Genomic DNA, 24903 nt, shown 5'->3' on the forward strand with positions numbered 1-24903 from the left:
ATGGACGAATTCATGCAGGCCGCCATCGACGAAGCCCGCCAGGGGCTCGCCGAAGGGGGCATCCCGATCGGTTCGGTGATCGTGCACCGGGGCCGCATCATTGGCCGTGGCCACAACCGTCGCGTGCAAGAGGGCAGCGCCATCCGCCACGGCGAGATGGACGCCTTCGAGAACGCCGGCCGGCAGAGCGCCAGCGTCTACCGCGAGTGCGTGCTGTACACCACGCTGTCACCCTGTTCCATGTGCAGCGGCGCCATCCTGCTCTACGGCATTCCCAAGGTGATCATCGGCGAAAACCACACCTTCCTCGGCGAAGAGGCGCTGCTGCGCTCGCGCGGAGTCGAGGTCGAGGTGCTGCAGGACACCACCTGCATCCGGTTGATGGAAGACTTCATCGCCGCCCGCCCCGAACTCTGGAACGAGGACATCGGCGAATAGGCGAGCGGATCGCCTGCACGCGCGTTCACGGACGACACCATGCACAACCCACCACCCGCCTTCGGGGCAGTTGCCCCTGAGCCCTTCCTGCGCCGCAACTGGCCGGCGTTGCGCCGTGCCTGCTATGTCTTCGGGGTGCTGGCGGCCCTGCCGTTCGCCCTGCTGTGCCTGCTGATACCGGGCGGGTCGGGCTTCGGGCTGCTGCTGACCACCGGCGCCTGGCTGGGCATGGCCGGCCTGGTGTGGACGCTGTTCATCGAGCCCGAGGAGGCGGGCGGGCTGGCCAACCTCTTCGCCTTCTGTCTGCTGTTGGCCGGTGAGCTGGCCTTCCTGCCGCTCTCCATGGGCCTCCTTCTCGGTGCCATGCCGGCCGGGCTGTCGGCCTTGCTCGTCTGGCCGCCCCTGGTGGGGCTGCACTACATGGTGCGCATCCTGCTGGCCATGCGCGAGAGCGGCGACGTGTTCGCCCTGCGCCTGCTGGCGGGCCTGGGTGTGGTCATCGCCGTCGGTGGGCCGTTGTACTGGGTGACCCGCGACCAGCCGGCTGCCCAGGTCATTTCCGCCACCCGCCCGGCGGCGGAGATCACCGTGCTGCGGGAGGGCCCGGCTCGATTCGCCGAGGTCACGGTTGCCCCGTTGCTGGCCGCCGGGTATCGCAGCGTGCACGCGGACGGCCGCACCTACCAGGCCCTGCCACGGGGCGCACGGCGCTCCGTGCCCTGGGCCGGCGAGCCCTCACGCTATGTGGTCATCGAGCGCATCAGCCCCATTCCGGATTCCGAGCCTGCCGCCTGGCGCAGCGATATGGAGGTGCTCGATCAGGCCGAGGACCTGCGCCTGGGCAATCGCCAGGCCTGGGTCGGCGACGGCCGGCCGGTGATCGGCCAGGCGCCCGATGGGTACCCCGAGTTGCGGGATGCGCCTGCTGCCAGCTTCCTGCAGAAGGTGCTGGTCCCGCCGCCGCGCATCAATCTCCCCTGGGGCTACCCGGAGACGCCGTTGAACCTGCATGAACTGCCGCCCGCCACCCTGGTGGACCCGGCCCTGTTCGCCGGGCGCCCGGCTGGCTGTGGTGCGGTCAGCGTGCGCCCCAGCCCCGCCGGCTACAACAACGAGCTGGCGGGCCAGGGCTGGTGGTACCAGCCCGACGCCGCCATACGCCAGGTGGCCTGCCTCGGTGACAGTTACCTGCTGCTCAGCGACTGGCACCTGGGCGGTATCTCCCTCGATCACGTCGACCGTTACGGCCAACTGCTGGGCCAGTACCGGCTTGACCTGAAGGCCACCGACGGCAGCCGCGAGGCCGGCCAGGTGGCGCTGCTCTCGGCGGACAGCCGAGGCGGGCGGCTCTACCTGCGCTTCGGCGCGCTGAGCTGGGAGCACCTGAACGCACGGGCTACCCGCTACGACCGTGAACTGGCCGTGGACTTCACCCTCGGCAGCCGGCCTCTCTACTAGCCATGGACAGCCTACTGGGCGCGGTCGGCCGCCTGCTGGGCGAACTGCTGGTGGAGGTGCTGCTGCGCTGGGTGCTGTTCAGCGTCGGCCGCGTCGTCCTGCGCCTGGGCACCCTGGGGCGCTACCCCAGGGGCCATTGGCTGGACGATGGCTGGGAGAGCGCCATCACCTGCACGGTGGGGCTGTTCGTGCTGCTGGGCACCGTGGTGACCCTCGGCACGCTCATGCAGTGACCGCTTCCGGCTCCACCTGCGACAGCGGCTTCGCCACGCTCTCCAGCGGCTGCCGCTCGGCCGCCACGCCCCACAACGCCTGGATCACCCCGGCCGCCACCATCAGCCCGGCGCCGATCAGGTAGCCGATGAACACCTGGCTGCGCTCGGCGCTCTCGATCAACTGGCCGAACAGCAGTGGCCCGACGATGCCGCCCAGGCCGGTGCCGAAGGCATAGAACACGGCGATGGCCAGGGCGCGAACCTCCAGCGGGAAGGTCTCGGCCACCGTCAGGTAGGCCGAGCTGGCCGCCGCCGAGGCGAAGAAGAAGATCACCATCCAGGCAATGGTCTGCTGGGTGGCGTCGAGCATCTGCTGCTGGAACAGGTAGCCGCTCAGGGTCAGCAGCACGCCGGAGAGGATGTAGGTGCTGCTGATCATCACCCGCCGCCCCACGTGGTCGAACAGCCGGCCCAGCAGCAGCGGGCCGCAGAAGTTGCCGAGGGCGAAGGGCAGGATGTACCAGCCCACCTGGTCCCCCGGGACGTCGTAGAAGTCCGTCAGCACCAGGGCGTAGGTGAAGAAGATGGCGTTGTAGAAGAACGCCTGGCTGGTGAGCAGGCTGAGGCCCACCAGGGCGCGGCGGCGGTGGCGCACGAACAGGGTGTGCAGCACCTCCGGCAGGGGCGTGTGGTCACGCCCGCGCAGGCGCATGCGCGGCAGGTGATCGACGGAGGCGAGTGTGTGCCCCTCGCGGCGGAAGCGTGCCTCGATGGCATCGATGATGGCCTTTGCTTCGTCCGGGCGGTTGTGGATCATCAGCCAGCGCGGGCTTTCCGGGAGCCACAGGCGCATCAGCAGGATCACCAGCCCCAGCGCCGCGCCGATGCCGAAGCACAGGCGCCAGCCCATGTCGCCACCCACCACGTCCGGGTCCAGCAGCACCACCGAACCCACCGCGCCGAGGGCGGCGCCGATCCAGAAGGTGCCGTTGATGCCCAGGTCCACCCAGCCACGGAAGCGGGCCGGGGTGAACTCCTGGATGGTGGAGTTGATCGCCGAGTACTCGCCGCCGATACCGGCTCCGGTGAGGAAGCGGAACAGGAGGAAGCTCCAGAGGTTCCAGGCGAAGGCGGTGGCGGCCGTGGCGGCGATGTACACCGCGAGGGTGATGAAGAACATCCGCCGGCGGCCGATGCGGTCGGTCAGCCAGCCGAAGAACAGTGCCCCCAGCACCGCCCCGGCGATGTACATGCCGCCGGCCAGGCCCACGTCGGTGTTGCTCATGTGCAGGGCCGGACTGTGCTTGAGGGCGGCGGCGACCGAGCCGGCGAGGGTGACCTCCAGGCCGTCCAGCAGCCAGGTGATGCCCAGCGCCATCACCAGCAGGGTATGGAAGCGCCCCCAGGGCAGGCGGTCGAGCCGTGCCGGCAGGTCGGTGTCGTAGTGGCGGGTTTCGTCGCCGGTGGCGTCCTGGCCTGGACGGGCGTGTGCGGTCAGCGAGGGGCTGTTCATCACGGGCTCCTTGATCCATGGGGGCCGGCGCCGGGGCTGGCCATGATCTGGAGAGCGCGCGAGGGGGAGCGGAGTTCAGGTTGTCTGCCGGCCGGCACGGGGCCGACCGGCAAACGGGGCTGGCGGGTGGTGGTTCAGAGGTCGCTGAGGATCTTCATCTTCAGGCTCTGGTACTCCGCCTTCGAGAGCTTGCCCGACTCGAACTGCTGCTTGGCATCGGCCATGGCCTTGGCCAGCTTGTCGGCGCTGGCGAAGGCGGTTTGCGGATTGATCAGCTTGGACAACCCCTGGAGGGCGCTGATGTCGCCCGTCACTTCGGCGTTGAAGATCGGGGTCGTGGTGCTGTCGCTGTCGCCGCTGTAGGAGACGCTGGAGCTCGACTGCGTGGTGCGTTTGCTGGCGCCTGGGGTGGCCGGGTCGAAGAGGGTGTCGAAGCGGGTGAAGCCGAGCCCGCGCTCTTCCATGCCGCGGATGCGGTTTCTCTCGCGCCACTCCTGTTCCTGCTGCTGGCAGTACACGTACAGGGCCCGCGCGCTGACCACTTCCAGGCCGTTGAGGCGGATCAGCAGGCCGTTGTAGAGGCGCAACCGCAGTTCGGCGCCGAACAGGTCCTGCAGCAGGTTCTCGTCGATGGCGGCGTCCTGCAGGTCCTGCCAGCGGATGTCGTGCATGCGGTAACCGCCGATCAGGCGGCGGCGGAAGATGATCAGCCGCATGTTGGTGGCGACCACCACCTCGCGGCGGTGCTTCAGTGCGTGAAGGCGCAGCTGGTGCGAACTCTGGAGGATGGTCTCGTCCCCCAGCAGCAGGGACTTGATGGTGGTGAGCGCCGCTTCGATCCGATCCATGGAGGCTTTCCGGAGTGTGAAAAAGGGCCGCAGAGTGCCATCGGGCTCGGCTCCGGGCAACCCGGTGTGCAGTGCATCACGCTCACGGCCTTGACAGGCCGGGTGGCGTGGCGGTCCAATGCGCGCCTTTCCGATCCACCCCCTTCCCTCAAGTGGTGAAGCCAATGCCCCGCGCCAGCCAACTCGCCTGACACCGACGACGGTTCGACAAGCTCTGTTGCTGGCCGTGCATTCGCACGCTCACTGATCCCGCTGCATCACGTCGTCGGTTTTCCCTGTTTCAAGAAGGAGAAGACCATGACGGACCACGTCCGCGTTTCGACGCTCAACCTCGACTTGTTCAAGTACCCGCGCACGCCTCACCTGGAGTCGTCGCGGCTGCAGCTCGGCGACAGCGATGCCGACCAGCTCGCCTACCGTGACCTGGCCGGCTGCCACCTTGTGGTGGAGGAAAAACTCGACGGCGCCAACGCCGCCATCAGCTTCTCGCCCGGCGGCGAGCTGTTGCTGCAATCCCGAGGGCATTACCTGATCGGCGGCAGCCGCGAGCGCCAGTTCGGCCAGTTCAAGCAATGGGCCTGTGCCCACGAAGCCTGGCTGCTGGAGCGCCTGGAAGACCGCTACGTGATGTTCGGCGAGGTGTGCAGCAAGCTGCATTCTGTGTTCTACGACCGGCTGCCGCACCTGTTCCTCGAGTTCGACATCTGGGACCGCACCGAGCAGGCCTTCCTGTCCACCCGTGCGCGGCATGCGTTGCTGGCCGGTGGCCCGGTGCTGTCGGTGCCGGTGCTCCACGAGGGCCCGCCGCCGCCTCGGCTGGCTGATCTGCTGCGGCTGGTCGGCCCCTCCCTGGCGCGTTCGCCCGACTGGCGCGCCAGCTTCGAGCGCACCGTACGGCGCGAAGGGCTGGACCTGGCCCGGGCGCTGGCCAACGGCGACCACTCCGAGCACATGGAGGGGCTGTACCTGAAGATCGAGGACGCCCGGCACACCCTGGGCCGCGCCAAGTGGGTCCGCCCGGATTTCGTCCAGGCGATCCTCGACAGCGGCCTGCACCATTCCCGGCAGCCGTACATTCCCAACCTGCTGGCACCGGGCGTTGACCTCTACGCCCCGCAGCCAGTGGTGACCTGGGCCAGCCTGGCTGCCCAAGGAGACTGAAGACCATGGACATGGCAACCCTCAGGGCCCTGGTGCCCAACCCCGGCCAGGCGGCGGACTTCGCCGCCTGCCTGGCGGCCATCCCGTCCCTCGGGCGGCTGGCCGATACCCCGCAGGACCCGCTCTACCACGCCGAGGGCGACGTCTGGATCCACACCCGGATGGTGGTGGACGCGCTGCTGGCCCAGCCGGCCTATGCCGCTGCCGATGCGGACGCGCGCTTCGTGCTGTTCTTCGCCGCGCTGCTGCACGACATCGCCAAGCCCGATACCACGGTGATCGACGAAAGCACCGGCCGTATCGGCCAGCCGGGCCATTCGCGGCGCGGCGCCATCGATGCGCGCATCCTGCTGTGGCGCGCCGGCGTGCCGTTCGAGCTGCGCGAGCGCATCTGCCGGATCATCGCCGTGCACCAGCTGCCGTTCTTCGCCCTCAGCAGCGACCGCAGTGGGCGCCCGGTGGAATTCACCTTGCACCGGCTGTCCTGGGAGCTGCCGTTGTGGATGCTCTGCGCGGTGGCGCGGGCGGACATGCTGGGGCGTGGGTTCGACGGCAAGCAGGCGGTGCTGGACGAGATCGACCTGTTCGAGCAACTGGCGGAGGAGGAGGGCTGCCTGCACGCGCCCAAGGCTTTCGTCGACGAGCACACCCGGGTGCAGTACTTCCGTGGCGCGCGGGTGTTGCCGGACTACCCGCTGCACCGGGCCGTGGAGGGCTCCGAGGTGGTGGTGCTGGCCGGCTTGCCGGCCAGCGGCAAGAACACCTGGCAGGCGCGCCACCGCCCCGACCTGCCGGTGGTGTCCTTCGACGACGCCCGCGAGGCGCTGGGCCTGCGCCACGGCCAGAACGAAGGGGCCGCTGCGCACTACGCCATCGACCAGGCCCGGGGACTGCTGCGGGCGCGGCGGCCCTTCGTGTGGAATGCCACGCACCTGTCGGCACAGATGCGCAAGAAGACCCTGGACCTGCTCTACGCCTATGACGCGCGGGTGGAGCTGGTCTACCTGGAGCAGCCGGAGACGGAGATCCTCCGGCGCAACCGCCAGCGCGACAGCAGCCTGCGCAACCAGGACATCGCGCGGATGCTGTTCAAGTGGGAGGTGCCGGTGCCCAGCGAGGCGAACCGGGTGGTCTATCAGGTGGTGTGAGGCTTCACCGATTCCAGCGCCGCCGCCAGGTGCGCCAGCATGGCCTCCCAGCCGGCGCGGGCGTTGTCGGCCTGTTCGCTCCAGCGGGCGTCCAGGTAATGGGTCAGCTGCAGCTCGCAGCCTTCGTCCAGGGCGCTGATGTCCACGTCGACGCGGTCGCGCTCGGCGCTGTCCCGGCCGATGCCGAAGGTGAAGGACAGCCGCTGGGGGCGGACCAGTTCGAGGTATTCGCCGACGTGCTCGACCTTCTCGCCGTTACGCAGCTCCACCATCAGCAGGTGGCCGCCGGGGCGGGGATCGAGGTCGACGACGCGCATCTCGCCACCGGGCGTGGCGAACAGGAAGCGGCAGGCCAGCGCCGGGTTCAGCCAGGCGCTGTAGACCGCGTCGGCCGATTGCGCAAAGCGCCGGTGGGTGTGGAGGGCGAGGGTCTGGGTGTCCTGCATGGCGGTCTCCTTGCGGTAAGCGCGGTTCAGGTCAGGCTGTCGGGGTCGCCGCAGTACATCTGGATGCGCGAGCGCAGCCAGCGTTCCGCCGGGTCGTTGTCCTGGGCGCCGCGCCAGGCCATGGACAGCTCGAAGGTGCGGTTGCCGTAGGGCGGGTCCTCCACCCGCAGGCCGCCGGCGGCGGTGAGCACGGCTGCGGTGTAGTCCGGCACCACGGCGACCATGTCGGTCCCGGCCAGCAGGGCGCCCAGGCCGTTGAACTGCGGCACCGCCAGCACCACCCGGCGGCTGCGGCCGAGCTTGGCCAGCTCCTCGTCGACGAAGCCGCTGAGGTCACCGGCGTAGGACACCAGGGCGTGGGGGCGCGAGCAGTAGTCCTCCAGGCTCAGGGGGCCAGGGACCGAGTCGGCCCGCAGCAGCTTGGAGCGGGCGCGGCGGATGGTCTTGCGCTTGGCGTTGGCCGGCAGCTCGTCGGTGTAGCTGACGCCCACGGAGATTTCCCCCGAGGCCAGCAGGTTGGGCATCAGCAGGTAGTTGGTGCGGCGCACCACCAGCACCACGCCCGGGGCTTCGGCACGCAGGCGGCGGAGCAGGGCGGGGAGCAGGCCGAACTCCACGTCGTCCGACAGGCCGATGCGGAACACCGCGTTGCTGGTGGCCGGGTCGAAGTCGGCGGCGCGGCTGATGGCGGTGGAGATGGAGTCCAGCGCCGGGGTCAGCAGGGAGAAGATCTCCACCGCCCGCGCCGAGGGCTCCATGCTGCGCCCGGTGCGCACGAACAGCGGGTCGTCGAACAGCGACCGCAGGCGGGCCAGGGCCGCGCTGATGGCGGGCTGGCCGAGGAACAGCTTTTCCGCCGCGCGGGTCACGCTGCGCTCGTGCATGAGCGTCTCGAAGACGATCAGCAGGTTGAGGTCGACTTTGCGCAGGTCGTTCCTGTTCATGCATGGGCTTCCGGAAAAAGTGGGTGAAAAATGAGGCTCCGCGCAGGCGCCGTCAAGCGCCCGCATCATCACCGTTTATGACGACTATTGATCGCTACGGGTGGTTTTGTGGACAAAGCCCGGATAGAGTCCGTGGCCATGTAAAGAGTCACAGGCGAGGTGCGTGATGTCCCGCATGATCCGTTTCCATCAGTTCGGCGAGGCCGACGTGCTCAAGCTGGAAGAGCTCCCCACCCCGGTGCCCGGGCACGGCGAGGTTCTGGTGCGCACCCGTGCCATCGGCGTCAGCTGGAAAGACGTGCTCTGGCGTCAGAACCTGGCCTCCGAGTCGGCACGCCTGCCGTCGGGTGTCGGGTTCGAGATGGCCGGCGTGGTCGAGGCCGTGGGCGAAGGGGTCGATGACCTCGAACCCGGCGTGGCCGTGGCCAGCTTTCCCGCCAGCACCCCCAACCGCTACCCCACCTGGGGCGACCAGGTGCTGCTGCCGCGCAGCGCCCTGACGCGCTACCCGGACGAGGTGCTCACTCCGGTTGAGGCAGCGGTGCACTACACCCCCTTGCTGATGGGCTACTTCGCCCTGATGGACCTGGCCCGGCTCAAACCCGGCCAGCGCGTGCTGGTCACCGAGGCCGGCCATTGCCTGGCGCCGCAGACCGTGCAGCTGGCCAAGGCGCTGGGCGCGGTGGTGATCGCCTCCACCAGCTACCCCGAGAGCCGTCCGTTCCTCAAGGAACTGGGGGCCGACAAGATCATCGTCACCGAAGAGCAGGACCTGGTGCTGGAGGTCGAACGCTTCACCGACGGCCAGGGCGTCGAGGTCATCCTCGACCAGTGCGCCGGCCCGCAGATGAAGCTGCTGGGGGATGTCGCCGCCCAGCGCGGCAAGCTGATCCTCTACGGCCTGAACGGTGGCAACGATGCGGCCTTCCCGGCCTGCGCGGCGTTCAAGAAGCACCTGCAGTTCTTCCGTCATTGCGTCATGGATTTCACCGGTGGCGATCCGGAGTCGGGCCTGGAGCGTGATGAGGCGGCCGTCCGCCGCGCCCTCGAGCACATCAACCAGCTCACCCGCGACCACCTGCTCAAGCCGAGCATCGACCGGGTCTTCGAATTCGAGGACTTCATCGAGGCCAGCCGCTACATGGAAACCTGCCCGCCCGGCGGACGGGTGGTGATGCGCGTCGCCGACTGACCTGTTCCCTGCGACCCCTTCGATCCGGCGCCCTGTGCGCCGGATTGCGTTGTGGGCGGCGGTGGTTTCAGCCAGGACTGCAGTCTGCCGTCCCACCTCCTTGCCCGGGTAGTCGATTCCTGCCGGATTCTTGCACGATCCTGCCTGTTTCTACTCGCGTGCGAGACGCCGGTTTTCCCCGCGGTTAGAGTCGGAAGCCTTGCCGGGAGAAGCCCTAACCATGAACTCATCCGTCTCCAACGCCGACCCTGTTTTCACCGCCCCCCTTGGAGCCCAGGACCGGTTCGCCCGGCTGATTGAACGATTCGCCAGGGAGGAGGGCGGCAGCGCCACCGCCATCCCCGGCCTCTGGCTGTTCCGCGCCAGCACGCCCAGCGAACCGCTGCATTGCCTCTATGAGCCCGCCCTGGGCGTGGTGGTCCAGGGCAGCAAGCAAGCCCAGCTCAACGGCGAGTGCTACCGCTACGGCCCGTCCCAGTACCTGATCGTCTCCCTCGACCTGCCGGTGATCGGCCAGGTGCTCGAAGCCACGCCCGAGGTGCCCTACCTCAGCATGCGCCTGGACCTGGAGCCCGCCGCCATCAGCGAGATGCTGCTGCAGATCGCCGAGCCGCCGCCGCTGTCGGCGTCCGCCCGGGGCATCTCGGTGTGCAGCCTGGACGGCGGCCTGCAGGACGCGCTGATCCGCCTGGTGGGCCTGCTGGACACCCCGGCCGATATCCCCGTGCTAGCACCGCTGATCAAGCGCGAGATCCTCTACCGCCTGCTGATGGGCGAGCGCAGCGCGCAGTTGCGGCAGATCGCCTGCGCCGGCAGCCAGGCCCAGCGCATCGCCCGCGCGGTGGCGTGGCTGAAGACCCACTACCACCGGCCGCTGTCCATCGAAGCCCTGGCCAGCGAAGTGAACATGAGCAGCTCGGCGCTGCACCACCATTTCAAGGCGGTCACCGCCCTCAGCCCGCTGCAGTTCCAGAAGCAGCTGCGCCTGCAGGAGGCGCGGCGGCTGATGCTCAGCGAAGCCCTGGACGCCGCCACCGCCGGTGGCCGCGTCGGCTACGAGAGCCCCTCGCAGTTCAGCCGCGAATACAGCCGGCTGTTCGGCGCGCCGCCCCAGCGCGACATCGCCCGCCTGCGGCAGAGTGCCTGAACCGGCCGCCGCTTCGTCGCCCCGGCACCGGGGCCGGCGGCGGCCTTCTAGTCTGAAGAAAACCAGCCAGGCCGCGTGCGGCCGATGACGACCAACCCGATCCCGAAGAGGTGGGCCAACCGATGATTACCCTCAACCTGAATGGCCAGGACACCGCGCTCGACGTGGCGCCCGACATGCCCCTGCTGTGGGCCCTGCGAGACGTGGCCGGCATGACCGGCACCAAGTACGGCTGCGGCATGTCGCTGTGCGGCGCCTGCACCGTGCACGTCGACGGCCAGCCCACGCGCGCCTGCGTCACCCCCGTTTCCAGCGTGGTGGGGCGCAAGGTCACCACCATCGAAGCGGTGGCCGAGAACGACGTCGGCCGCGCCGTCCAGGCCGCCTGGCGCAAGCTCGACGTGGTGCAGTGCGGCTACTGCCAGTCCGGGCAGATCATGGCGGCCACCGCCCTGCTCAGTGGCAACCGCACGCCCACCGATGCCGACATCGACGCCGCCATGAGCGGCAACATCTGCCGCTGCGCCACCTACGTGCGCATCCGCGCGGCTATCCACGAAGCCGCCGGGCAGCTGGCATGAGGAGCGACGCCATGAGCACCTTCGAGCAGGACGCAGCGCCGGAGACCGGCATCTTCAACGTCAGCCGCCGCACCTTCCTGCGCGGCAGTGGCGGACTGGCCCTGGGGGTGCTGTTCTCGCCCCTGCTGGACGCCGCCGAACTGCTGGCCGGCAACGGCAGCTTCGAACCCAATGCCTTCGTGCGCATCGACCGCAGCGGCCAGGTGACGGTGATCGCCAAGCACGTGGAGATGGGGCAGGGCGCCTACACCGGCCTCGCCACCCTGGTGGCCGAAGAGCTGGACGCGGACTGGAGCCGGGTCGTGGTGGAGGGCGCGCCTGCCGACGCCAAGCGCTACAACAACCTGGCGTTCGGGCCGTTCCAGGGCACCGGCGGCAGCAGCTCCATCGCCAATGCCTACGAGCAGATGCGCAAGGCCGGTGCCACCGCCCGCGCCATGCTGGTGGCCGCCGCCGCGCGGCAATGGCAGGTACCGGCTGATTCCCTGCGCGTCGAGCAGGGCGTCATCAGCCATGCCGCCAGCGGTCGCAAGGCCGGCTTCGGCGAACTGGCCGAGGCCGCCGCCCGTGAAAGCGTACCGGCCAGCGTCCCCCTCAAGGAGCCGAAGGACTTCCGCCTGATCGGCCAGGCCGTACCGCGCAAGGACAGCCCCGACAAGACCGACGGCCGCGCCGTGTTCACCCAGGACTTCAAGCTGCCCGGCATGCTGGTGGCCGTGGTGGCCTACCCGCCGCGCTTCGGTGCCGTGCCGTCCAAGGTCGACGCCGCCCGCGCCAAGGCCGTGCCGGGCGTGGTTGAGGTGGTGGAGTTCCGCGACCTGCCCCACGGTCGTGCCGGCGTCGCCGTGCTGGCGCACAACACCTGGGCTGCCCGCAGCGGCCGGGATGCCCTGGCGGTGGAGTGGGACGAACAGCGTGCCTTCACCCTCGGCAGCGAGGAGATCTTCGCCCGCTACCGTGACGCCGCTGCCCAACCGGGCACCGTCGCCACCCGCCAAGGGGAGGTGGAGCCGGTCCTCGCCAAAGCCCACCAGCGCATCGAGGCAGAGTTCGAATTCCCCTACCTGGCCCACTCGGCCATGGAACCGATGAACTGCCTGGTGCGCCTCTCCGAAGGCGCCTGCGAACTGTGGAACGGCGAGCAGTGGCAGACCGGTGACCAGGCTTCGGTGGCACGCTTGCTCGGCATCGCCCCGGAGAAGGTCACCATCACCCAGCTCTACGCCGGCGGCAGCTTCGGTCGCCGCGCCAACCCGGTGTCGGACTACCCGCTGGAAGCCGTGGCCATCGCCAAGGCCGCCTGGGACAAGGGCGTGAAGGCGCCGGTCAAGCTGGTCTGGACCCGTGAGGACGACACCCGTGGCGGCTACTACCGCCCGGCCTACCTGCACCGCGCACGCCTTGCGCTGGATGCCGAAGGCCGGTTGACCGCCTGGCACCACCGCATCGTCGGGCAATCCATCATCAAGGGCACCGGCTTCGAGGCCGTGATGATCAAGGACGGCGTCGACCAGACCTCGGTGGAGGGCCTCTCCAACCTGTCCTACGCCGTCCCCAACCTGCAGGTGGAGCTGAGCACCCCCAGCGACATCGGTGTCCCCGTGCAGTGGTGGCGCTCGGTGGGCCACACCCACACCGGCTTCGCCGCCGAAGTACTGGTGGACGAAGCCGCCACCACCGCCGGCAAGGACCCGTACGCCTTCCGCCACGGGCTGCTGGAGAAGCACCCGCGTCACCGAGGCGTGCTGGAGCTGGTCGCCGACAAGGCTGGCTGGTCCCAGCCGCTCAAGCCGGGCGCGGAGGGCGAGAAGCGTGGCCGTGGCATTGCCGTGCATGAATCCTTCGGCAGCTACGTGGCCCAGGTAGCGGAGGTGACGGTCAAGGCTGATGGCAGCTTCCGGGTGGATCGGGTGGTCTGCGCGGTGGATTGCGGCCTGGCCATCAACCCAGACGTGATCAAGGCGCAGATGGAGGGCGGCATCGGCTTCGGCCTCGCGGCCGCCCTGCACGGCGCCATCACCCTGCGGGAAGGGCGCGTGGAGCAATCCAACTTCCACGACTACCAGGTGCTGCGGATGAACGAGATGCCGGTGGTGGAGGTGCACATCCTGCCCTCCGCCGAGAAGCCCACCGGCGTCGGCGAACCGGGCGTGCCGCCCCTGGCACCGGCAGTGGCCAATGCGCTCTACGCCGCCACCGGCGTGCGCCTGCGCAAGCTGCCGTTCCCCAGCCAGGTCAAGGCCTGACCGGCCGGCGAGGTGGCCCTATCAGGCCGCCTCGCCGCGAATCAGCTGGCGCAATGCGCGACGCTCGGCGATGGGCGTGCTCACCTGGAGCATCTCGAAGGTGCCGTCCTCACGGCACAGCGCCACCTCAGTCTCGAAGTGCAGGCGGAACTCATCCTGGGTCACATGGGTGACCAGGTAGCTGTTGTCGTTGCAGGCGTGGGGGAAGGACATGGCTCGATCCTCGTTTCAGCGGGGCAGGTGCTCGACCCGAGGCATGATGCCGCTGCGCTCCCGGGCGCAGAACTGAAAGGGGCTGATGGTCGCCATCAGCCCCATCGATGGACCCGGCGCTAGGCGCTCAGGCGCACGGCCAGCTCGTCAACCTTCACCGCCCAGTCCGCATCCTGGCCGAGGGCGCTGCGCAGGAAGTCCCGCTGAGCCTCGTTCCAGAACGGCGCTTCATGGATCTTGCGACCCTCCTCCAGGCGATGGCCCGCGATGAAGGCCTCTATGGCCGGCCGACTGGCGTCCAGCCCGAGCTGTTCGAACAGAGTGGCAAGGGTATGGGGCGTGGTGTCCATGGTGGTCTCCTGTTGGGTCTGTGGGGTTCGACTCGCGATCCGGCGCAACGGTTCGCCTGGAAACACAGCGGCGCCTTCCCACTGGCGCACAGAGCAGTGGCAAGGCGCTTCCGCCCAGCCTTGGCGGCAGGTATCTTCCGCACCTTCTGATTTTTCCAGGACCCTTGCCCATGACCCGCCCATTGTCCCGCCTTGCTGCCCTGTGTTTCGGCCTGTTCGTGCTGCAGGCCGAGGCGCGGGTGGAGGTGGAGGCGGTGCAGCACCCGACCATCGGGAGGATGCTGGTGGCCAAGGTGTCGGAGGAGATTGCGCCGGGTGACTACGACGCGCTGATGAAGGGGGTGCTGGGCAACCCCGGCAACTTCGCGCGCAAGGTGCTGATGCTGGACAGCATCGGCGGCAGCGTGCCCGAGGCGATTCGCATGGGGCGGCTGGTGCGCGAGACCGGCTTCGACACCCTGGTGCCGTCCACCGGCCTGTGCCAGGGCACTTGCGTCTACCTGCTGGCGGCCGGCCGCAACAAGGCGGTGCGCGGTTCGGTGGGGCTGCACCGGCCGTACTACGCCCACGGTGACGCCTCGCGGGATGCGGCGCTGTACCAGGGGGTGCGCTACAACGCCTCGGCCTACTTCCGCGAGATGGGCATTCCCGACAGCCTGCTGGACGACATGCAGCGCATCGACCCGCGCCAGATGCGGGTCCTCGACCCGAAGGATCTGGCGCGCTACCGGCTGATCAGCGGCAAGTAGGCGCGCCGGGTCGCCCGATCAACCCTGGGCGACGTTCACCGGTACGGCCTGCACCACCTGGGTGGGGGCGGCCATCCAGCCACCGGCCACGGCGGCTTCGCGGAAGGCCAGGTAGTGCGGGCTGGCGCGGTGGGCGTCGATGGCGGCCTGGTCGCGGTACAGCTCGTGGAGTTGCAGGCTGCCGTCATCCCCGGCGTAGAGGTCGTAGCGCAGGTTGCCGGGCTCGTTGCGGGTGCCTTGGACCAGGGCTTCCAGGGCCTGCAGGACGACCTCGCGGTGCTCCGGCAGGGGGCTCAGGGTGGCGAACAGGGCGATGCTCATGGCGTCTCCTCGAAAGGGGGAGGCGCGGCGCCTCCCCGATGGGTTCACAGCAGTTTCAGCAGGGCGTCTGCCGTGGCATCGGACGAGGCCGGGTTCTGTCCGGTCACCAGCAGGCCGTCCACTACCACATGGCTGTGCCAGTCGTCGGCACGGCTGTAGAGGCCGCCATGGCCGCGCAGCATGTCCTCGACCAGGAAGGGCACCACCTCGGTGAGCTGCACGGCGGCTTCTTCGCTGTTGCTGAAGCCGGTCACCTGCTTGTCACGCACCAGCGGCTGGCCGTCGGCTGTCTTCACATGGCGCAGCACGCCGGGAGCGTGGCATACCGCAGCCACCGGCTTGCCCTGGGCCAGGAAGGCTTCGATCAGGGCGATGGAGCGGGCGTCCTCGGCCAGGTCCCAGAGCGGGCCGTGGCCGCCGGGGTAGAACAGCGCGTCGTAGTCGTCGGCGCGCACGGCTTCCAGGGGCAGGGTACTGGCCAGGGCCTGGCGGGCGGCCGGATCGGCGTCGAAGCGGCGGGTGGCGTCGGTCTGGGCGCTCTCTTCGTGGCTCTTCGGGTCCAGCGGCGGCTGGCCGCCCTTGGGCGAGGCCAGGGTCAGGGCCATGCCGGCATCGTGGAAGTGGTAGTAGGGCGCGGCGAACTCTTCCAGCCAGAAGCCGGTGGCCAGGCCGGTGTCGCCGAGGCGGTCGTGGGAGGTGAGGACCATCAGGATCTTTTTCATGTGCAGTCTCCCGCCCGTAGGGGCGTCGTTTCAGGTTGGCGACCATCCTAGGAGAGGGCGTACGATTCGATAATTCGAAAGCTCTTATTCCTGGTATCCAAAAAGTGAATATCGCCAACAAGGACCTGAACCTGCTGCTGGTCTTCCATGTGCTCTACCAGGAGCGCAACGCCTCGGTGGCGGCCGAGCGCATGGCCCTCAGCCAGCCGGCCCTGAGCCACAAGCTGAACAAGCTGCGCCACCAGTTGGGCGACCCGCTGTTCGTGCGCGCGCCGCGTGGGCTGACGCCGACGCCCCGGGCCCACGAGCTGGCTCCGCGCATCCAGTGCCTGGTGGCGGAGCTGGAGGCCTTCTACGAACACAGCGACGGCCAGGACTTTCTCCAGCGCGCCGAGCGCATCCACCTCTACAGCACCGACTACATGGAGCAGACGCTGCTGCCCGAGCTGCTGCCGGTGTTGCGCCGCGAGGCACCGAACCTCGTGCTGGTGACCCACAACACCCGTGGCCTGCTCCCCCGCGAGGAGCTGGAGAAGGGCACCTGCGACCTGGCCATCGCCGGGTTCTACGCCGATTTGCCGGACACCTTCCACCAGCAGCGCCTGCTCAGCGAGGACTTCGTGGTGCTGGCCTGGCGCGACAACCCGCACCTGGCCAAGGGACTGGACCTCGACGCCTTCGTCGCCTGCGAACACCTGCTCACCACCCTCACCGGCGACCTGGCCGGGCGGGTCGACCAGGCCCTGGCCGCACTCGGTCGCCAGCGGCGGGTGGCGGCGGGGCTCTCCAGCTTCCTGGCGCCGCCCCGGCTGTTGCCCGGCACCGACCTGCTGCTGACCTGCCTGCGTTCCGTGGCTGAGGACGCTGTGGCCCGCGACCCGTCGCTGTGCCTGCATGCGCTGCCGGAGGCGCTGGCCCTGCCGAAGGTTGAGGTGATGCAGATCTGGCACCAGCGCACGGCCAGCGACCCGTTGCGGCGTTGGGTCCGCCAGCAGATCCAGGAGGCTGCCCGGCGCTTGCAGGGCTGAACTGTTGCTGGGGCAACAGATGTTCAGCAATTTGCCCTGCTGTGCAGATTCCAACAGTTGTTCGTTTTATATAAATAGCTGATTAATAAGGAATATTTTTCAGGCACGGGTTGTGCAACCGATCTCTTCGCAAGCGTACGCGGCTGCTCGCGACGCAACAGGAATAATCGAGAACGGACCCATGACCCACCCTTCCGAACCCAAGGACCCGCGTGACCAGGCGCCCCCGCTACTCCCGGCGGCGCTGATCGAGAACGACGCCCAGGCCCTGCACGCCGCCCACGAAGTGGCCAGGCAGGCCCGGGCTGGCGCCGCCCAGCGTGACCGCGACCGCCAGTTGCCCTGGCCCGAAGTGGAACTCTTCACCCGCCTGGGCCTGGGGGGCATTCGCATCCCCCGCGCCTATGGGGGTGCCGAGGTTTCCCATGTGACCCTCGCCGAGGTGTTCCGCATCCTCTGTGCCGCCGACCCGGCACTGGGGCAGATCCCGCAGAACCAGTTCGGCCTGCTCAGCGTGATCGAAAACGTCGGCAGTGAAGCGCAGAAGCGCCAGGTGTTCGCCGGCATCCTCGCAGGGCGTCGCCTGGCCAATGCCGGCCCCGAGCGCAATACCAAACACACCCTGGAGATCAAGGCGCGCATCACCCGGGGCGATTCCGGCCTGGAGGTGAGCGGCGAGAAGTTCTATTCCACCGGCGCCCTGTTCGCCCATTGGGTGGCGGTCAAGGCCCTGGATGACAGCGGCACCGGCGTGCTGGCCCTGGTGGAGCGGGGCGTGCCGGGGCTGGCGATAGTCGACGACTGGTCCGGCTTCGGTCAGCGCACCACCGCCAGCGGCACCGTGCTGCTGGACCGCGTACCGGTGGCGGACGACCTGGTGTTCCACAACAGCCGCCTGGCCGAGGTGCCGAGCATCCAGGGCGCGCTGTCGCAGCTGATCCAGGCGGCCATCGACGCCGGCATCGCCGAGGCCGCCATCGACGACGCCATCGCCTTCATCCGCGAGCGCTCGCGGCCCTGGGTGGACGCCGGCGTCGAGCGAGCCAGCGAGGAGCTGTACACCATTGCCGAGATCGGCCGCCTGAAGACCGAGCTGAACGCCGCCAACGCGCTGCTGGAGCGCGCCGGCCAGGTGCTCGACGAAGTGGCCGCCGCGCCCATCGACGCCGCAGCGGCCGCCCGCGCTTCCATCGCCGTGGCCGAGGCCAAGGTGCTCACCACCGAGATCAGCCTGCTGGCCAGCGAAAAGCTGTTCGAGCTGGCCGGCAGCCGCGCCACCCTCGCCGAGTTCGGCCTCGACCGGCACTGGCGCAATGCCCGGGTGCACACCCTCCACGACCCGGTGCGCTGGAAGGTCCACGCCGTCGGCAACTACCACCTGAACGGCGCCTTCCCGGCCCGCCATTCCTGGATCTGAGGAGGCGCCATGACCATTGCCCATCCCCACCCACACGCCCCCGTGGCAATCATCCGTGACGACGCCGAAGCCCTGGAGGTGGCGCGCCAGGTGGCCGACCTGTTCCGACCCGGCGCTGCCGAGCGCGACCGCGAGCGCCGCCTGCCCCTGGACGAACTGGAGCTGTTCAGCCGCACCGGCCTCTGGGGCATCAGCGTGCCCCGCGAGTTCGGCGGGGCCGGGGTGTCCCGCGTCACTCTGGCGCGGGTCATCGCGCTGATCAGCGCCGCCGACAGCTCCCTCGGGCAGATCCCGCAGAACCACTTCTATGCCCTGGAAGTGCTGCGGGTGAACGGCAGCCCCGAACAGCAGCGCCGCCTGTTCGCCGCCGCTCTGGCCGGCGAGCGTTTCGGCAACGCCCTGGCAGAGATCGGCACCCGCACCGCCAACGACCGCACCACCCAGCTGGTGCGGGACGGCGAGGGCTACCGCATCCGTGGCCGCAAGTTCTACTGCACCGGTGCCCTCTACGCTCACCGCGTGCCGACCCTGGTGGTGGCCGAGGATGGCCACCAGTACCTGGCCTTTGCCGAGCGCGCCGCGCCGGGGCTGACGGTGATCGACGACTGGTCGGGCTTTGGCCAGCGCACCACCGGCAGCGGCTCGGTGGTGTTCGACGACGTGCCGGTGGCGGCCGAGGACCTGGTGTCCTTCCAGGCCGCCTTCGAGCGCCCGACCACGGTCGGACCTTTCGCCCAGATCCTCCATGCCGCCATCGACGTCGGCATCGCCCGCGCTGCCTACGAGGATGCGCTGGCCTTCGTCCGCACCCGTTCGCGGCCGTGGATCGACGCCGGGGTCGACAAGGCCAGCGACGACCCGTTGCTGATCCACGCCTTCGGCCACCTGGCCATCCGCCTGCACGCCGCCGAGGCCATCCTCGACCGCGCCGGCCGGCTGCTGGATGCCGCCAGCGCCGAGCCCACCGCCGACAGCGTGGCCGCTGCGTCCCTGGGGGTGGCCGAGGCCCGTGCGCTGACTACCGAGGTCTCGCTCAGTGCCGGCAGCAAGCTGTTCGAACTGGCCGGCACCCGCGCCAGCCTCGCCGAGCACAACCTCGACCGCCACTGGCGCAACGCCCGGGTGCACACCCTGCACGACCCGGTGCGCTGGAAGTACCACGCGGTGGGCAACTACTACCTCAATGGCGTGCTGCCGCCGCGCCGGGGGACGATCTGATGGCGCGCAAGCAGATCCTCCTCAACGCCTTCAACATGAACTGCGTGGGGCACATCAACCACGGCCTGTGGACCCACCCGCGCGACCGCTCCACGGACTACCGCAGGCTCTCCTACTGGACGGAGCTGGCGCAGCTGCTGGAGCGCGGGCTGTTCGACGGGCTGTTCCTGGCGGACATCGTCGGCGTCTACGACGTCTACCAGGGCAACGTCGACCTGACCTTGAAGGAGAGCATCCAGCTGCCGGTCAACGACCCGCTGCTGCTGGTCTCCGCCATGGCCGGGGTGACCCGCCACCTGGGCTTCGGCGTTACCGCCAACCTCAGCTACGAGCCGCCGTACCTGTTCGCCCGGCGCATGAGTACCCTGGACCACCTGAGCGAGGGGCGCGTGGGCTGGAACATCGTCACCGGCTACCTGGAGAGCGGGGCCCGTGCCATGGGCCGCAGCCAGCAGGTGGAGCACGACCGCCGCTACGACCAGGCCGACGAGTACCTGGAGGTGCTCTACAAGCTGTGGCAAGGCAGCTGGGAAGCCGGGGCAGTGGTCAACGACCGCCAGCGCCGGGTCTACGCCCAGCCGGACAAGGTGCACAAGGTGGTGCACCACGGCGAGTTCTTCGACGTGGAGGGCTACCACCTCTGCGAACCCTCGCCGCAACGCACGCCGCTGCTGTTCCAGGCCGGCTCCTCGGCGCGCGGCCTGCGCTTTGCCGGCGAGCATGCCGAGTGCGTGTTCATCAGCGGCAGCAACAAGGCCGCGACCCGCGCCCAGGTGGACAAGGTGCGCGCCGCCGCCGTGGCCGCCGGCCGTGATCCGCAGGCGGTGAAGGTGTTCATGGGCATCAGCGTGATCGTCGCGCCCACCGAGGCCGAGGCCCGTGCCAAGCACGCCGAGTACCTGGCCCATGCCAGTGCCGAGGCGGGCGTCGCCCACTTCGCCAGCTCCACCGGCATCGACTTCGCCCGCTTCGCGCTGGACGAGCCGATTCCCTACATGAAGACCAACGCCATCGAGTCCGCTGCCAGCAAGCTGCGTGACAACAGCCTGACCCGCCGCGACCTGCTCGAGCAGCACGCCCTGGGTGGCCGCTACGTCCTGCTGGTGGGTTCGCCGACCCAGGTGGCCGACGAGCTGCTGGCGTGGATCGACGAGACCGGGCTGGACGGCTTCAACCTCACCCGCATCGTCACCCCGGAGAGCTACGCCGACTTCATCGACCTGGTGGTGCCGGAGCTACAGGCCCGAGGTGCATACAAGACCGCCTATGCCGAAGGCACCTTGCGCCACAAGGTGTTTGGTGCGGGGGATCAGTTGCCGGCGGACCATCGTGGAGCCCGTGTGGGAGCGAATTCATTCGCGAATCGGCCCGAAGGGGCGACCCCGGACTCCCAGGGGAAGGCTGCGCCTTCCATCGCGAATGAATTCGCTCCCACGACCTGAACCCATTACCCACGGATAGAAACCATGCCCAAGCACACCCTCAAAACCCTGGTCCTTGGACTGCTGCTGGCCAGCGGCATCGCCCAGGCCGCCGACAAGCCCCTCAAGCTCGGCACCACTGCCGCCTTCGCCCCGCCCCTGGAAGTGGCGGTGGAGGAGGCCGCCAAGCAGGGCCTCAAGGTCGAGCTGGTGGAGTTCACCGACTGGAACACGCCGAACATCACCCTGGCCAATGGCGACATCGACGCCAACTACTTCCAGCACACGCCCTTCCTGGAGAACGCCAACAAGGAGGGTGGGTTCACCCTGAAGGCCTTCGCCCCCGGGATCATCAACAACGTCGGCCTCTACTCGAAGAAGTACAAGGCCATCGCCGATCTGCCTGAGGGCGCCAAGGTGGCCATCGCCAACGACCCCATCAACGGCGGTCGTGGCCTGCAGCTGCTGCAGAAGGCCGGCCTGCTGAAGCTCAAGGAAGGCGTGGGCTACAAGGCGACCCTGGACGACATCGTCGAGAACCCCAAGCACATCGACATCATCGAACTGGAGGCCGTGCAGCTGGTGCGCGCCCTGGACGACGTCGACCTGGCCCAGGGCTACCCGCACTACATCCGCCTGGCCGGCACGATCGACCCCAACAGCGCGCTGCTCTTCGACGGCATCGAGAACAAGGAGTACGTCATCCAGTTCGTCACCCGTGGCGATTATCAGGATGACGGCCGCCTGGCGAAGTTCGTCGAGGTGTACCAGCACTCGCCGCAGGTGCGCGCCGCACTCGACAAGGCTCATGGCTCGCTCTACCAGCCCGGCTGGCAGTGACGTCCCTGGGATAGGCGTGGGAGCGAATTCATTCGCGAAAGGAGCGCGCAGCGCTCCCGGGCGGCCCCGGCAGAGCAGTCCTTCGGCCTGCATCGCGGATGAATCCGCTCCCACTGCAGGGGCGACTTCAGTTGCCCAGGGGCAGCAGCGCTGCCCAATGGTGTCGAGGAGCAGCCCTGCGGGCTGCCTGGCGAATGAATTCGCCCCTACGGAGGTTCGCCGTGCGGTTTGGTCGAGGGGGCTGGTGGACGCGCGTAGCCCGGGAGCTGTGCCGGATATCCCCGGGCTGAAGCCCGGGCTACTGCCTTCCGCGGCTCCGTTTTTCGGGCTTTAAACAGATTTTCGAGAGGCCCACATGGTCAGTTTCAATCGCAACATCCGCCTGGACCTGCCGCACATCCGGCTGCAGGGGCTGGGCAAGGCCTACCCGGGCAGCCAGGGGCCGGTGCAGGCGCTGCAGGGCATCGACCTGGAGATCCGCCGGGGCGAGGTGTTCGGCATCATCGGCCGCAGCGGCGCCGGCAAGTCGTCGCTGATCCGCACCCTCAACCGCCTGGAGAAACCCTCGGTGGGCCAGGTGGTGATAGACGAGGAAGACATCGGCACCTTCGACGAGAAGCAACTGGTGCTGCTGCGCCGTCGCGTCGGCATGATCTTCCAGCACTTCAACCTGATGTCGGCCAAGACCGTCTGGCAGAACGTCGCCCTGCCGCTGAAGGTGGCGGGCGTGGCCAAGGCCGATATCGAGCGCAAGGTCGCCGAGCTGCTGGCCCTGGTAGGCCTGGCGGAGAAGCGCGACGCCTACCCGGCGCAGCTCTCCGGCGGGCAGAAGCAGCGGGTCGGTATCGCCCGTGCGCTGGTGCACCAGCCGGAAATCCTGCTCTGCGACGAGGCCACCTCGGCGCTGGACCCGGAAAGCACCCAGTCGATCCTGGCGCTGCTGCGCGACATCAATCGGCGCCTGGGCCTGACCATCGTGCTGATCACCCACGAGATGGGCGTGATCCGCGAGATCTGCGACCGCGTGGTGGTGCTGGAGCGGGGGCGGGTGGTGGAGCAGGGCGAGGTCTGGCAGGTGTTCGGCGACCCGCAGCACGTAGTCACCCGAACCCTGCTGGGCACCCTGCGCCATGAGTTGCCGGACGACCTGCAAGGTCGCCTGGCCAACGAACCGGTGCCCGGCGGTGACCTGCTGCTGGACCTGCACTTCACGGGGGCCAGTGGCCGCGAGCCGGACCTGCTGGCCATTGCCCAGGGCTTGGGCGCACGGGTGAGCCTGTTGCACGGCGGCATCGACCGCATCCAGGGACGCCCGCAGGGGCACCTGCTGGTGCGGGTCGGCCTGGCCGGGCTGGGCAGTACGCAGGTGCTGGAGCGCGCTCACCAACTGGCGGACAAGGCGGAGGTGCGCGGCTATGTCGCCCATGCTTGATCGGCTCTGGACCGGGCTGCTGGATACGCTGCTGATGATCGGCGCCTCGTCGCTGATCGTGCTGCTGGTGGGCATTCCGCTGGCGTTGGTGCTGGTGACCACCGGGCCGGGCGGGATCTTCGAGGCACGTGTGCTGAACCGCACCCTGGGCAGCGTGGTGAACGTGCTGCGTTCGGTGCCCTTCCTGATCCTGATGGTGGCGCTGATTCCCTTCACCCGGTTGATCGTCGGCACCAGCTACGGCGTCTGGGCCGCGGTGGTGCCGCTGACCATCGCTGCCACGCCGTTCTTCGCGCGCATCGCCGAGGTGAGCCTGCGGGAGGTGGATTTCGGTCTGGTGGAGGCGGCCCAGGCCATGGGTTGCCGGCGTCGCCACATCATCTGGAACGTGCTGCTGCCGGAGGCGCGGCCGGGCATCGTCGGTGGCTTCACCATCACCCTGGTGACCATGATCAACTCCTCCGCCATGGCCGGCGCCATCGGCGCGGGCGGGCTTGGAGACCTGGCGTACCGCTACGGCTACCAGCGCTTCGACACGCAGATCATGCTCACGGTGATCATCGTGCTGGTGCTGCTGGTGACCCTCATCCAGTTCGGCGGCGACCGCCTGGCGCGGTTGCTGAACAAGCGGGCCTGAGGGCTGTTGCTGGAGCAACAGTCCGGCAACAGGCTGTTGCCGGGTGTACAGCAGGGCGAGGCAGGGCAGGGCGCCAGGCCGCGCCGGCCGGGGCGCGGAGGGTTGGCATGGTGGCTGCATATTCCCTGATCAAAGCGTGATGACGGCTATGGATAGCTGGATCGAATAAGGAGCGTCGCGCGACTTCTGTCAGGAGCCTCCCATGAGCCATTTCCCCCTGCGGGCCCGCCGGCCCGGTTTTCTCGGTCGCGTAGTCGGGCTGCTGGCCGCCTGCGCGGCACTCGCCTCGCCGTTGGCCGCCCAGGCCGAGACGCCGCCTGAGCAGGTCCGCCTCGACTACGCCTACTACTCGCCCACCAGCCTGGTGCTGCGCCATTTCGGCTGGCTGGAGCAGGCTCTGGGCCCGGATACGCGGGTGAGCTGGGTGCTGAGCCAGGGCAGCAACCGTTCGCTGGAGTACCTCAACGGCGGCAGCATCGACTTCGCCTCCACCGCCGGGTTGGCGGCCGTCCTGAGCCGTGCCAACGGCAGCCCGATCAAGACCGTGTACATCGCCAGCCGCCCCGAGTGGACGGCCCTGGCGGTACGCAAGGACTCGCCGATCAAGACCCTGGCCGACCTCAAGGGCCGCAAGATCGCCGCGACCAAGGGCACCGATCCGTACCTGTTCACCCTGCGCAGCCTGGAACAGGCCGGCCTGGGCAAGGACGACGTGGAGCTGGTGCACCTGCAGCATCCGGATGGCCGAGTGGCCCTGGAGCGCGGTGACGTGGACGCCTGGGCCGGGCTCGACCCGCACCTGGCGGCCAGCCAGCTGCAGTCGGGGGCGCGCATCCTCTACCGCAACCTGGATTTCAACAGCTACGGGGTGGTGAGCGTGACCGAGGGCTTCGCCGCCGAGCACCCGCAGACCATCAAGCAGGTGCTGCAGGCCTATGAAAAGGCCCGGCAGTGGGCGCGGGAGAACCCCGAGCCGCTGGCGGAGCTGCTGGCCAAGGAGTCCGGCCTGCCGCTGGAGGTGGCGCGGCTGCAACTGTCGCGCACCGACTTCTCCAACGCCCAGCCGGGCGCGGAGCACATCGCTGCGCTGAAGGCGGCGGCGCCGATCCTCGCCAGCGAGGGCCTGGTACGCCGTGGCGTGGACGTGGCCCAGGTGGTGGACCAGTTGATCGACCCGAGCTTTGGTACCCAGGCCATCGCCCGCCAGTGATGCAGTAC

26 protein-coding genes are annotated in these 24903 nt (G+C 68.9%); 18 read left to right on the forward strand and 8 right to left on the reverse strand.

Features of this window, described 5'->3' with window-relative positions; translation table 11 throughout:
• Genes PotMrB4_RS11255 through PotMrB4_RS11265 form a run of 3 tightly spaced genes read left to right on the forward strand, consistent with a single transcriptional unit; the run spans position 1 to position 2129 of the window.
• Positions 1–438, forward strand: coding sequence for a nucleoside deaminase (locus tag PotMrB4_RS11255; RefSeq protein WP_172433295.1), 438 nt, complete (start codon positions 1–3; stop codon positions 436–438).
• Positions 439–477: 39 nt separating this feature from the next.
• Positions 478–1896 (forward strand): hypothetical protein, encoded by a 1419-nt coding sequence (locus tag PotMrB4_RS11260; protein ID WP_172433296.1) that lies wholly within the window; start codon positions 478–480, stop codon positions 1894–1896.
• A 2-nt stretch (positions 1897–1898) separates the two neighbouring features.
• A complete protein-coding gene (locus tag PotMrB4_RS11265) occupies positions 1899–2129 on the forward strand; it encodes a hypothetical protein (protein ID WP_142010345.1) in 231 nt (76 codons plus the stop codon).
• Here the strand turns inward: PotMrB4_RS11265 and PotMrB4_RS11270 are convergent.
• Both PotMrB4_RS11270 and PotMrB4_RS11275 read right to left on the reverse strand, forming a co-directional pair.
• Complete coding sequence (locus tag PotMrB4_RS11270) at positions 2119–3624, reverse strand: MFS transporter (protein ID WP_044403728.1); 1506 nt, start codon at positions 3622–3624, stop codon at positions 2119–2121. The two genes, PotMrB4_RS11265 and PotMrB4_RS11270, sit on opposite strands and share 11 nt — an antisense overlap.
• A gap of 134 nt (positions 3625–3758) precedes the next feature.
• Positions 3759–4472 carry a PH domain-containing protein gene (locus PotMrB4_RS11275; protein WP_172433297.1) on the reverse strand — a complete coding sequence of 238 codons (714 nt, stop codon included), beginning with the start codon at positions 4470–4472 and terminating at the stop codon, positions 3759–3761.
• 297 nt (positions 4473–4769) lie between these two features.
• Between PotMrB4_RS11275 and PotMrB4_RS11280 the strand changes: the two genes are divergently transcribed.
• Together PotMrB4_RS11280 and PotMrB4_RS11285 are read left to right on the forward strand one after the other, a co-directional pair.
• A complete protein-coding gene (locus tag PotMrB4_RS11280; protein ID WP_074967866.1) occupies positions 4770–5633 on the forward strand; it encodes an RNA ligase family protein in 864 nt (287 codons plus the stop codon).
• Between the two features lie 5 nt (positions 5634–5638).
• Positions 5639–6781 (forward strand): AAA family ATPase, encoded by a 1143-nt coding sequence (locus tag PotMrB4_RS11285; RefSeq protein ID WP_172433298.1) that lies wholly within the window; start codon positions 5639–5641, stop codon positions 6779–6781.
• On the opposite strand, the gene PotMrB4_RS11290 is transcribed toward PotMrB4_RS11285, so the two are convergent.
• Positions 6769–7227 carry an SRPBCC family protein gene (locus PotMrB4_RS11290; protein WP_172433299.1) on the reverse strand — a complete coding sequence of 153 codons (459 nt, stop codon included), beginning with the start codon at positions 7225–7227 and terminating at the stop codon, positions 6769–6771. The genes PotMrB4_RS11285 and PotMrB4_RS11290 overlap by 13 nt on opposite strands.
• 26 nt (positions 7228–7253) lie before the next feature.
• A complete protein-coding gene (locus PotMrB4_RS11295) occupies positions 7254–8171 on the reverse strand; it encodes a LysR family transcriptional regulator (protein ID WP_074967870.1) in 918 nt (305 codons plus the stop codon).
• Between the two features lie 166 nt (positions 8172–8337).
• Here PotMrB4_RS11295 and PotMrB4_RS11300 point away from each other — a divergent pair, with 166 nt between their 5' ends.
• The 4 genes from PotMrB4_RS11300 to PotMrB4_RS11315 all read left to right on the forward strand — a co-directional run bounded on the left by PotMrB4_RS11300 (position 8338) and on the right by PotMrB4_RS11315 (position 13337).
• Entirely contained in the window at positions 8338–9363 is a 1026-nt protein-coding gene (locus PotMrB4_RS11300; RefSeq protein WP_044403718.1) for a zinc-dependent alcohol dehydrogenase family protein, read from the forward strand.
• A 220-nt stretch (positions 9364–9583) separates the two neighbouring features.
• Positions 9584–10510 (forward strand): AraC family transcriptional regulator, encoded by a 927-nt coding sequence (locus PotMrB4_RS11305; RefSeq protein WP_082078164.1) that lies wholly within the window; start codon positions 9584–9586, stop codon positions 10508–10510.
• A 122-nt stretch (positions 10511–10632) separates the two neighbouring features.
• The gene (locus tag PotMrB4_RS11310) at positions 10633–11091 is read left to right on the forward strand and encodes a (2Fe-2S)-binding protein (RefSeq protein ID WP_044403716.1); all 459 of its coding nucleotides are present in this window, start codon (positions 10633–10635) and stop codon (positions 11089–11091) included.
• Positions 11092–11102: 11 nt separating this feature from the next.
• Positions 11103–13337 (forward strand): xanthine dehydrogenase family protein molybdopterin-binding subunit, encoded by a 2235-nt coding sequence (locus PotMrB4_RS11315; protein WP_172433300.1) that lies wholly within the window; start codon positions 11103–11105, stop codon positions 13335–13337.
• A gap of 21 nt (positions 13338–13358) precedes the next feature.
• Here PotMrB4_RS11315 and ptrC read toward each other — a convergent pair whose 3' ends face one another.
• The gene (gene ptrC / locus PotMrB4_RS11320; protein WP_044403712.1) at positions 13359–13550 is read right to left on the reverse strand and encodes a type III secretion system co-regulatory protein PtrC; all 192 of its coding nucleotides are present in this window, start codon (positions 13548–13550) and stop codon (positions 13359–13361) included.
• Between the two features lie 119 nt (positions 13551–13669).
• Positions 13670–13900, reverse strand: a complete 231-nt coding sequence (locus PotMrB4_RS11325; RefSeq protein ID WP_044403710.1) for a DUF2789 domain-containing protein — start codon at positions 13898–13900, stop codon at positions 13670–13672.
• Positions 13901–14070: 170 nt separating this feature from the next.
• On the opposite strand from PotMrB4_RS11325, the gene PotMrB4_RS11330 reads away from it, so the two are divergent.
• The gene (locus PotMrB4_RS11330) at positions 14071–14649 is read left to right on the forward strand and encodes a COG3904 family protein (protein ID WP_044413956.1); all 579 of its coding nucleotides are present in this window, start codon (positions 14071–14073) and stop codon (positions 14647–14649) included.
• Between the two features lie 18 nt (positions 14650–14667).
• Here the strand turns inward: PotMrB4_RS11330 and PotMrB4_RS11335 are convergent, their stop codons facing one another.
• Positions 14668–14970, reverse strand: coding sequence for a putative quinol monooxygenase (locus tag PotMrB4_RS11335; protein WP_044413953.1), 303 nt, complete (start codon positions 14968–14970; stop codon positions 14668–14670).
• A gap of 44 nt (positions 14971–15014) precedes the next feature.
• Entirely contained in the window at positions 15015–15692 is a 678-nt protein-coding gene (locus PotMrB4_RS11340) for a type 1 glutamine amidotransferase domain-containing protein (RefSeq protein WP_172433301.1), read from the reverse strand.
• A 104-nt stretch (positions 15693–15796) separates the two neighbouring features.
• On the opposite strand from PotMrB4_RS11340, the gene PotMrB4_RS11345 reads away from it, so the two are divergent.
• From PotMrB4_RS11345 to PotMrB4_RS11380, 8 genes are all read left to right on the forward strand, one after another.
• A complete protein-coding gene (locus PotMrB4_RS11345; protein WP_069561096.1) occupies positions 15797–16720 on the forward strand; it encodes a LysR family transcriptional regulator in 924 nt (307 codons plus the stop codon).
• A gap of 181 nt (positions 16721–16901) precedes the next feature.
• Entirely contained in the window at positions 16902–18137 is a 1236-nt protein-coding gene (locus tag PotMrB4_RS11350; RefSeq protein ID WP_160481849.1) for an SfnB family sulfur acquisition oxidoreductase, read from the forward strand.
• A 9-nt stretch (positions 18138–18146) separates the two neighbouring features.
• Positions 18147–19355, forward strand: a complete 1209-nt coding sequence (locus PotMrB4_RS11355) for an SfnB family sulfur acquisition oxidoreductase (RefSeq protein ID WP_172433302.1) — start codon at positions 18147–18149, stop codon at positions 19353–19355.
• On the forward strand, positions 19355–20797 hold the full coding sequence (locus PotMrB4_RS11360) for an LLM class flavin-dependent oxidoreductase (protein ID WP_172433303.1): 1443 nt from the start codon (positions 19355–19357) through the stop codon (positions 20795–20797). The genes PotMrB4_RS11355 and PotMrB4_RS11360 overlap by 1 nt, the downstream gene beginning before the upstream one ends.
• Positions 20798–20821: 24 nt before the next feature.
• On the forward strand, positions 20822–21616 hold the full coding sequence (locus tag PotMrB4_RS11365) for a MetQ/NlpA family ABC transporter substrate-binding protein (protein WP_074972547.1): 795 nt from the start codon (positions 20822–20824) through the stop codon (positions 21614–21616).
• A 355-nt stretch (positions 21617–21971) separates the two neighbouring features.
• Positions 21972–23048, forward strand: a complete 1077-nt coding sequence (locus tag PotMrB4_RS11370) for a methionine ABC transporter ATP-binding protein (RefSeq protein ID WP_172433304.1) — start codon at positions 21972–21974, stop codon at positions 23046–23048.
• The gene (locus tag PotMrB4_RS11375) at positions 23032–23685 is read left to right on the forward strand and encodes a methionine ABC transporter permease (protein WP_172433305.1); all 654 of its coding nucleotides are present in this window, start codon (positions 23032–23034) and stop codon (positions 23683–23685) included. The genes PotMrB4_RS11370 and PotMrB4_RS11375 overlap by 17 nt, the downstream gene beginning before the upstream one ends.
• A gap of 202 nt (positions 23686–23887) precedes the next feature.
• On the forward strand, positions 23888–24895 hold the full coding sequence (locus PotMrB4_RS11380) for an aliphatic sulfonate ABC transporter substrate-binding protein (RefSeq protein ID WP_172433306.1): 1008 nt from the start codon (positions 23888–23890) through the stop codon (positions 24893–24895).
• The last annotated feature ends 8 nt before the right edge of the window (positions 24896–24903 follow it).

The organism is Metapseudomonas otitidis (assembly GCF_011397855.1).
Lineage (GTDB): Bacteria > Pseudomonadota > Gammaproteobacteria > Pseudomonadales > Pseudomonadaceae > Metapseudomonas > Metapseudomonas otitidis.

Bases quoted from the DNA above. Each gene is read 5' to 3' on its own strand.
- PotMrB4_RS11325 (WP_044403710.1), bottom strand. From the start codon at position 13,900: ATGGACACCACGCCCCATACCCTTGCCACTCTGTTCGAACAGCTCGGG.
- PotMrB4_RS11260 (WP_172433296.1), top strand. From the start codon at position 478: ATGCACAACCCACCACCCGCCTTCGGGGCAGTTGCCCCTGAGCCCTTC.
- PotMrB4_RS11380 (WP_172433306.1), top strand. From the start codon at position 23,888: ATGAGCCATTTCCCCCTGCGGGCCCGCCGGCCCGGTTTTCTCGGTCGC.
- PotMrB4_RS11295 (WP_074967870.1), bottom strand. From the start codon at position 8,171: ATGAACAGGAACGACCTGCGCAAAGTCGACCTCAACCTGCTGATCGTC.
- PotMrB4_RS11370 (WP_172433304.1), top strand. From the start codon at position 21,972: ATGGTCAGTTTCAATCGCAACATCCGCCTGGACCTGCCGCACATCCGG.
- ptrC (WP_044403712.1), bottom strand. From the start codon at position 13,550: ATGTCCTTCCCCCACGCCTGCAACGACAACAGCTACCTGGTCACCCAT.
- PotMrB4_RS11280 (WP_074967866.1), top strand. From the start codon at position 4,770: ATGACGGACCACGTCCGCGTTTCGACGCTCAACCTCGACTTGTTCAAG.
- PotMrB4_RS11255 (WP_172433295.1), top strand. From the start codon at position 1: ATGGACGAATTCATGCAGGCCGCCATCGACGAAGCCCGCCAGGGGCTC.
- PotMrB4_RS11265 (WP_142010345.1), top strand. From the start codon at position 1,899: ATGGACAGCCTACTGGGCGCGGTCGGCCGCCTGCTGGGCGAACTGCTG.
- PotMrB4_RS11300 (WP_044403718.1), top strand. From the start codon at position 8,338: ATGTCCCGCATGATCCGTTTCCATCAGTTCGGCGAGGCCGACGTGCTC.
- PotMrB4_RS11310 (WP_044403716.1), top strand. From the start codon at position 10,633: ATGATTACCCTCAACCTGAATGGCCAGGACACCGCGCTCGACGTGGCG.
- PotMrB4_RS11350 (WP_160481849.1), top strand. From the start codon at position 16,902: ATGACCCACCCTTCCGAACCCAAGGACCCGCGTGACCAGGCGCCCCCG.
- PotMrB4_RS11270 (WP_044403728.1), bottom strand. From the start codon at position 3,624: ATGAACAGCCCCTCGCTGACCGCACACGCCCGTCCAGGCCAGGACGCC.
- PotMrB4_RS11365 (WP_074972547.1), top strand. From the start codon at position 20,822: ATGCCCAAGCACACCCTCAAAACCCTGGTCCTTGGACTGCTGCTGGCC.
- PotMrB4_RS11340 (WP_172433301.1), bottom strand. From the start codon at position 15,692: ATGAAAAAGATCCTGATGGTCCTCACCTCCCACGACCGCCTCGGCGAC.
- PotMrB4_RS11290 (WP_172433299.1), bottom strand. From the start codon at position 7,227: ATGCAGGACACCCAGACCCTCGCCCTCCACACCCACCGGCGCTTTGCG.
- PotMrB4_RS11305 (WP_082078164.1), top strand. From the start codon at position 9,584: ATGAACTCATCCGTCTCCAACGCCGACCCTGTTTTCACCGCCCCCCTT.
- PotMrB4_RS11335 (WP_044413953.1), bottom strand. From the start codon at position 14,970: ATGAGCATCGCCCTGTTCGCCACCCTGAGCCCCCTGCCGGAGCACCGC.
- PotMrB4_RS11355 (WP_172433302.1), top strand. From the start codon at position 18,147: ATGACCATTGCCCATCCCCACCCACACGCCCCCGTGGCAATCATCCGT.
- PotMrB4_RS11285 (WP_172433298.1), top strand. From the start codon at position 5,639: ATGGACATGGCAACCCTCAGGGCCCTGGTGCCCAACCCCGGCCAGGCG.
- PotMrB4_RS11275 (WP_172433297.1), bottom strand. From the start codon at position 4,472: ATGGATCGGATCGAAGCGGCGCTCACCACCATCAAGTCCCTGCTGCTG.
- PotMrB4_RS11375 (WP_172433305.1), top strand. From the start codon at position 23,032: ATGTCGCCCATGCTTGATCGGCTCTGGACCGGGCTGCTGGATACGCTG.
- PotMrB4_RS11315 (WP_172433300.1), top strand. From the start codon at position 11,103: ATGAGCACCTTCGAGCAGGACGCAGCGCCGGAGACCGGCATCTTCAAC.
- PotMrB4_RS11330 (WP_044413956.1), top strand. From the start codon at position 14,071: ATGACCCGCCCATTGTCCCGCCTTGCTGCCCTGTGTTTCGGCCTGTTC.
- PotMrB4_RS11360 (WP_172433303.1), top strand. From the start codon at position 19,355: ATGGCGCGCAAGCAGATCCTCCTCAACGCCTTCAACATGAACTGCGTG.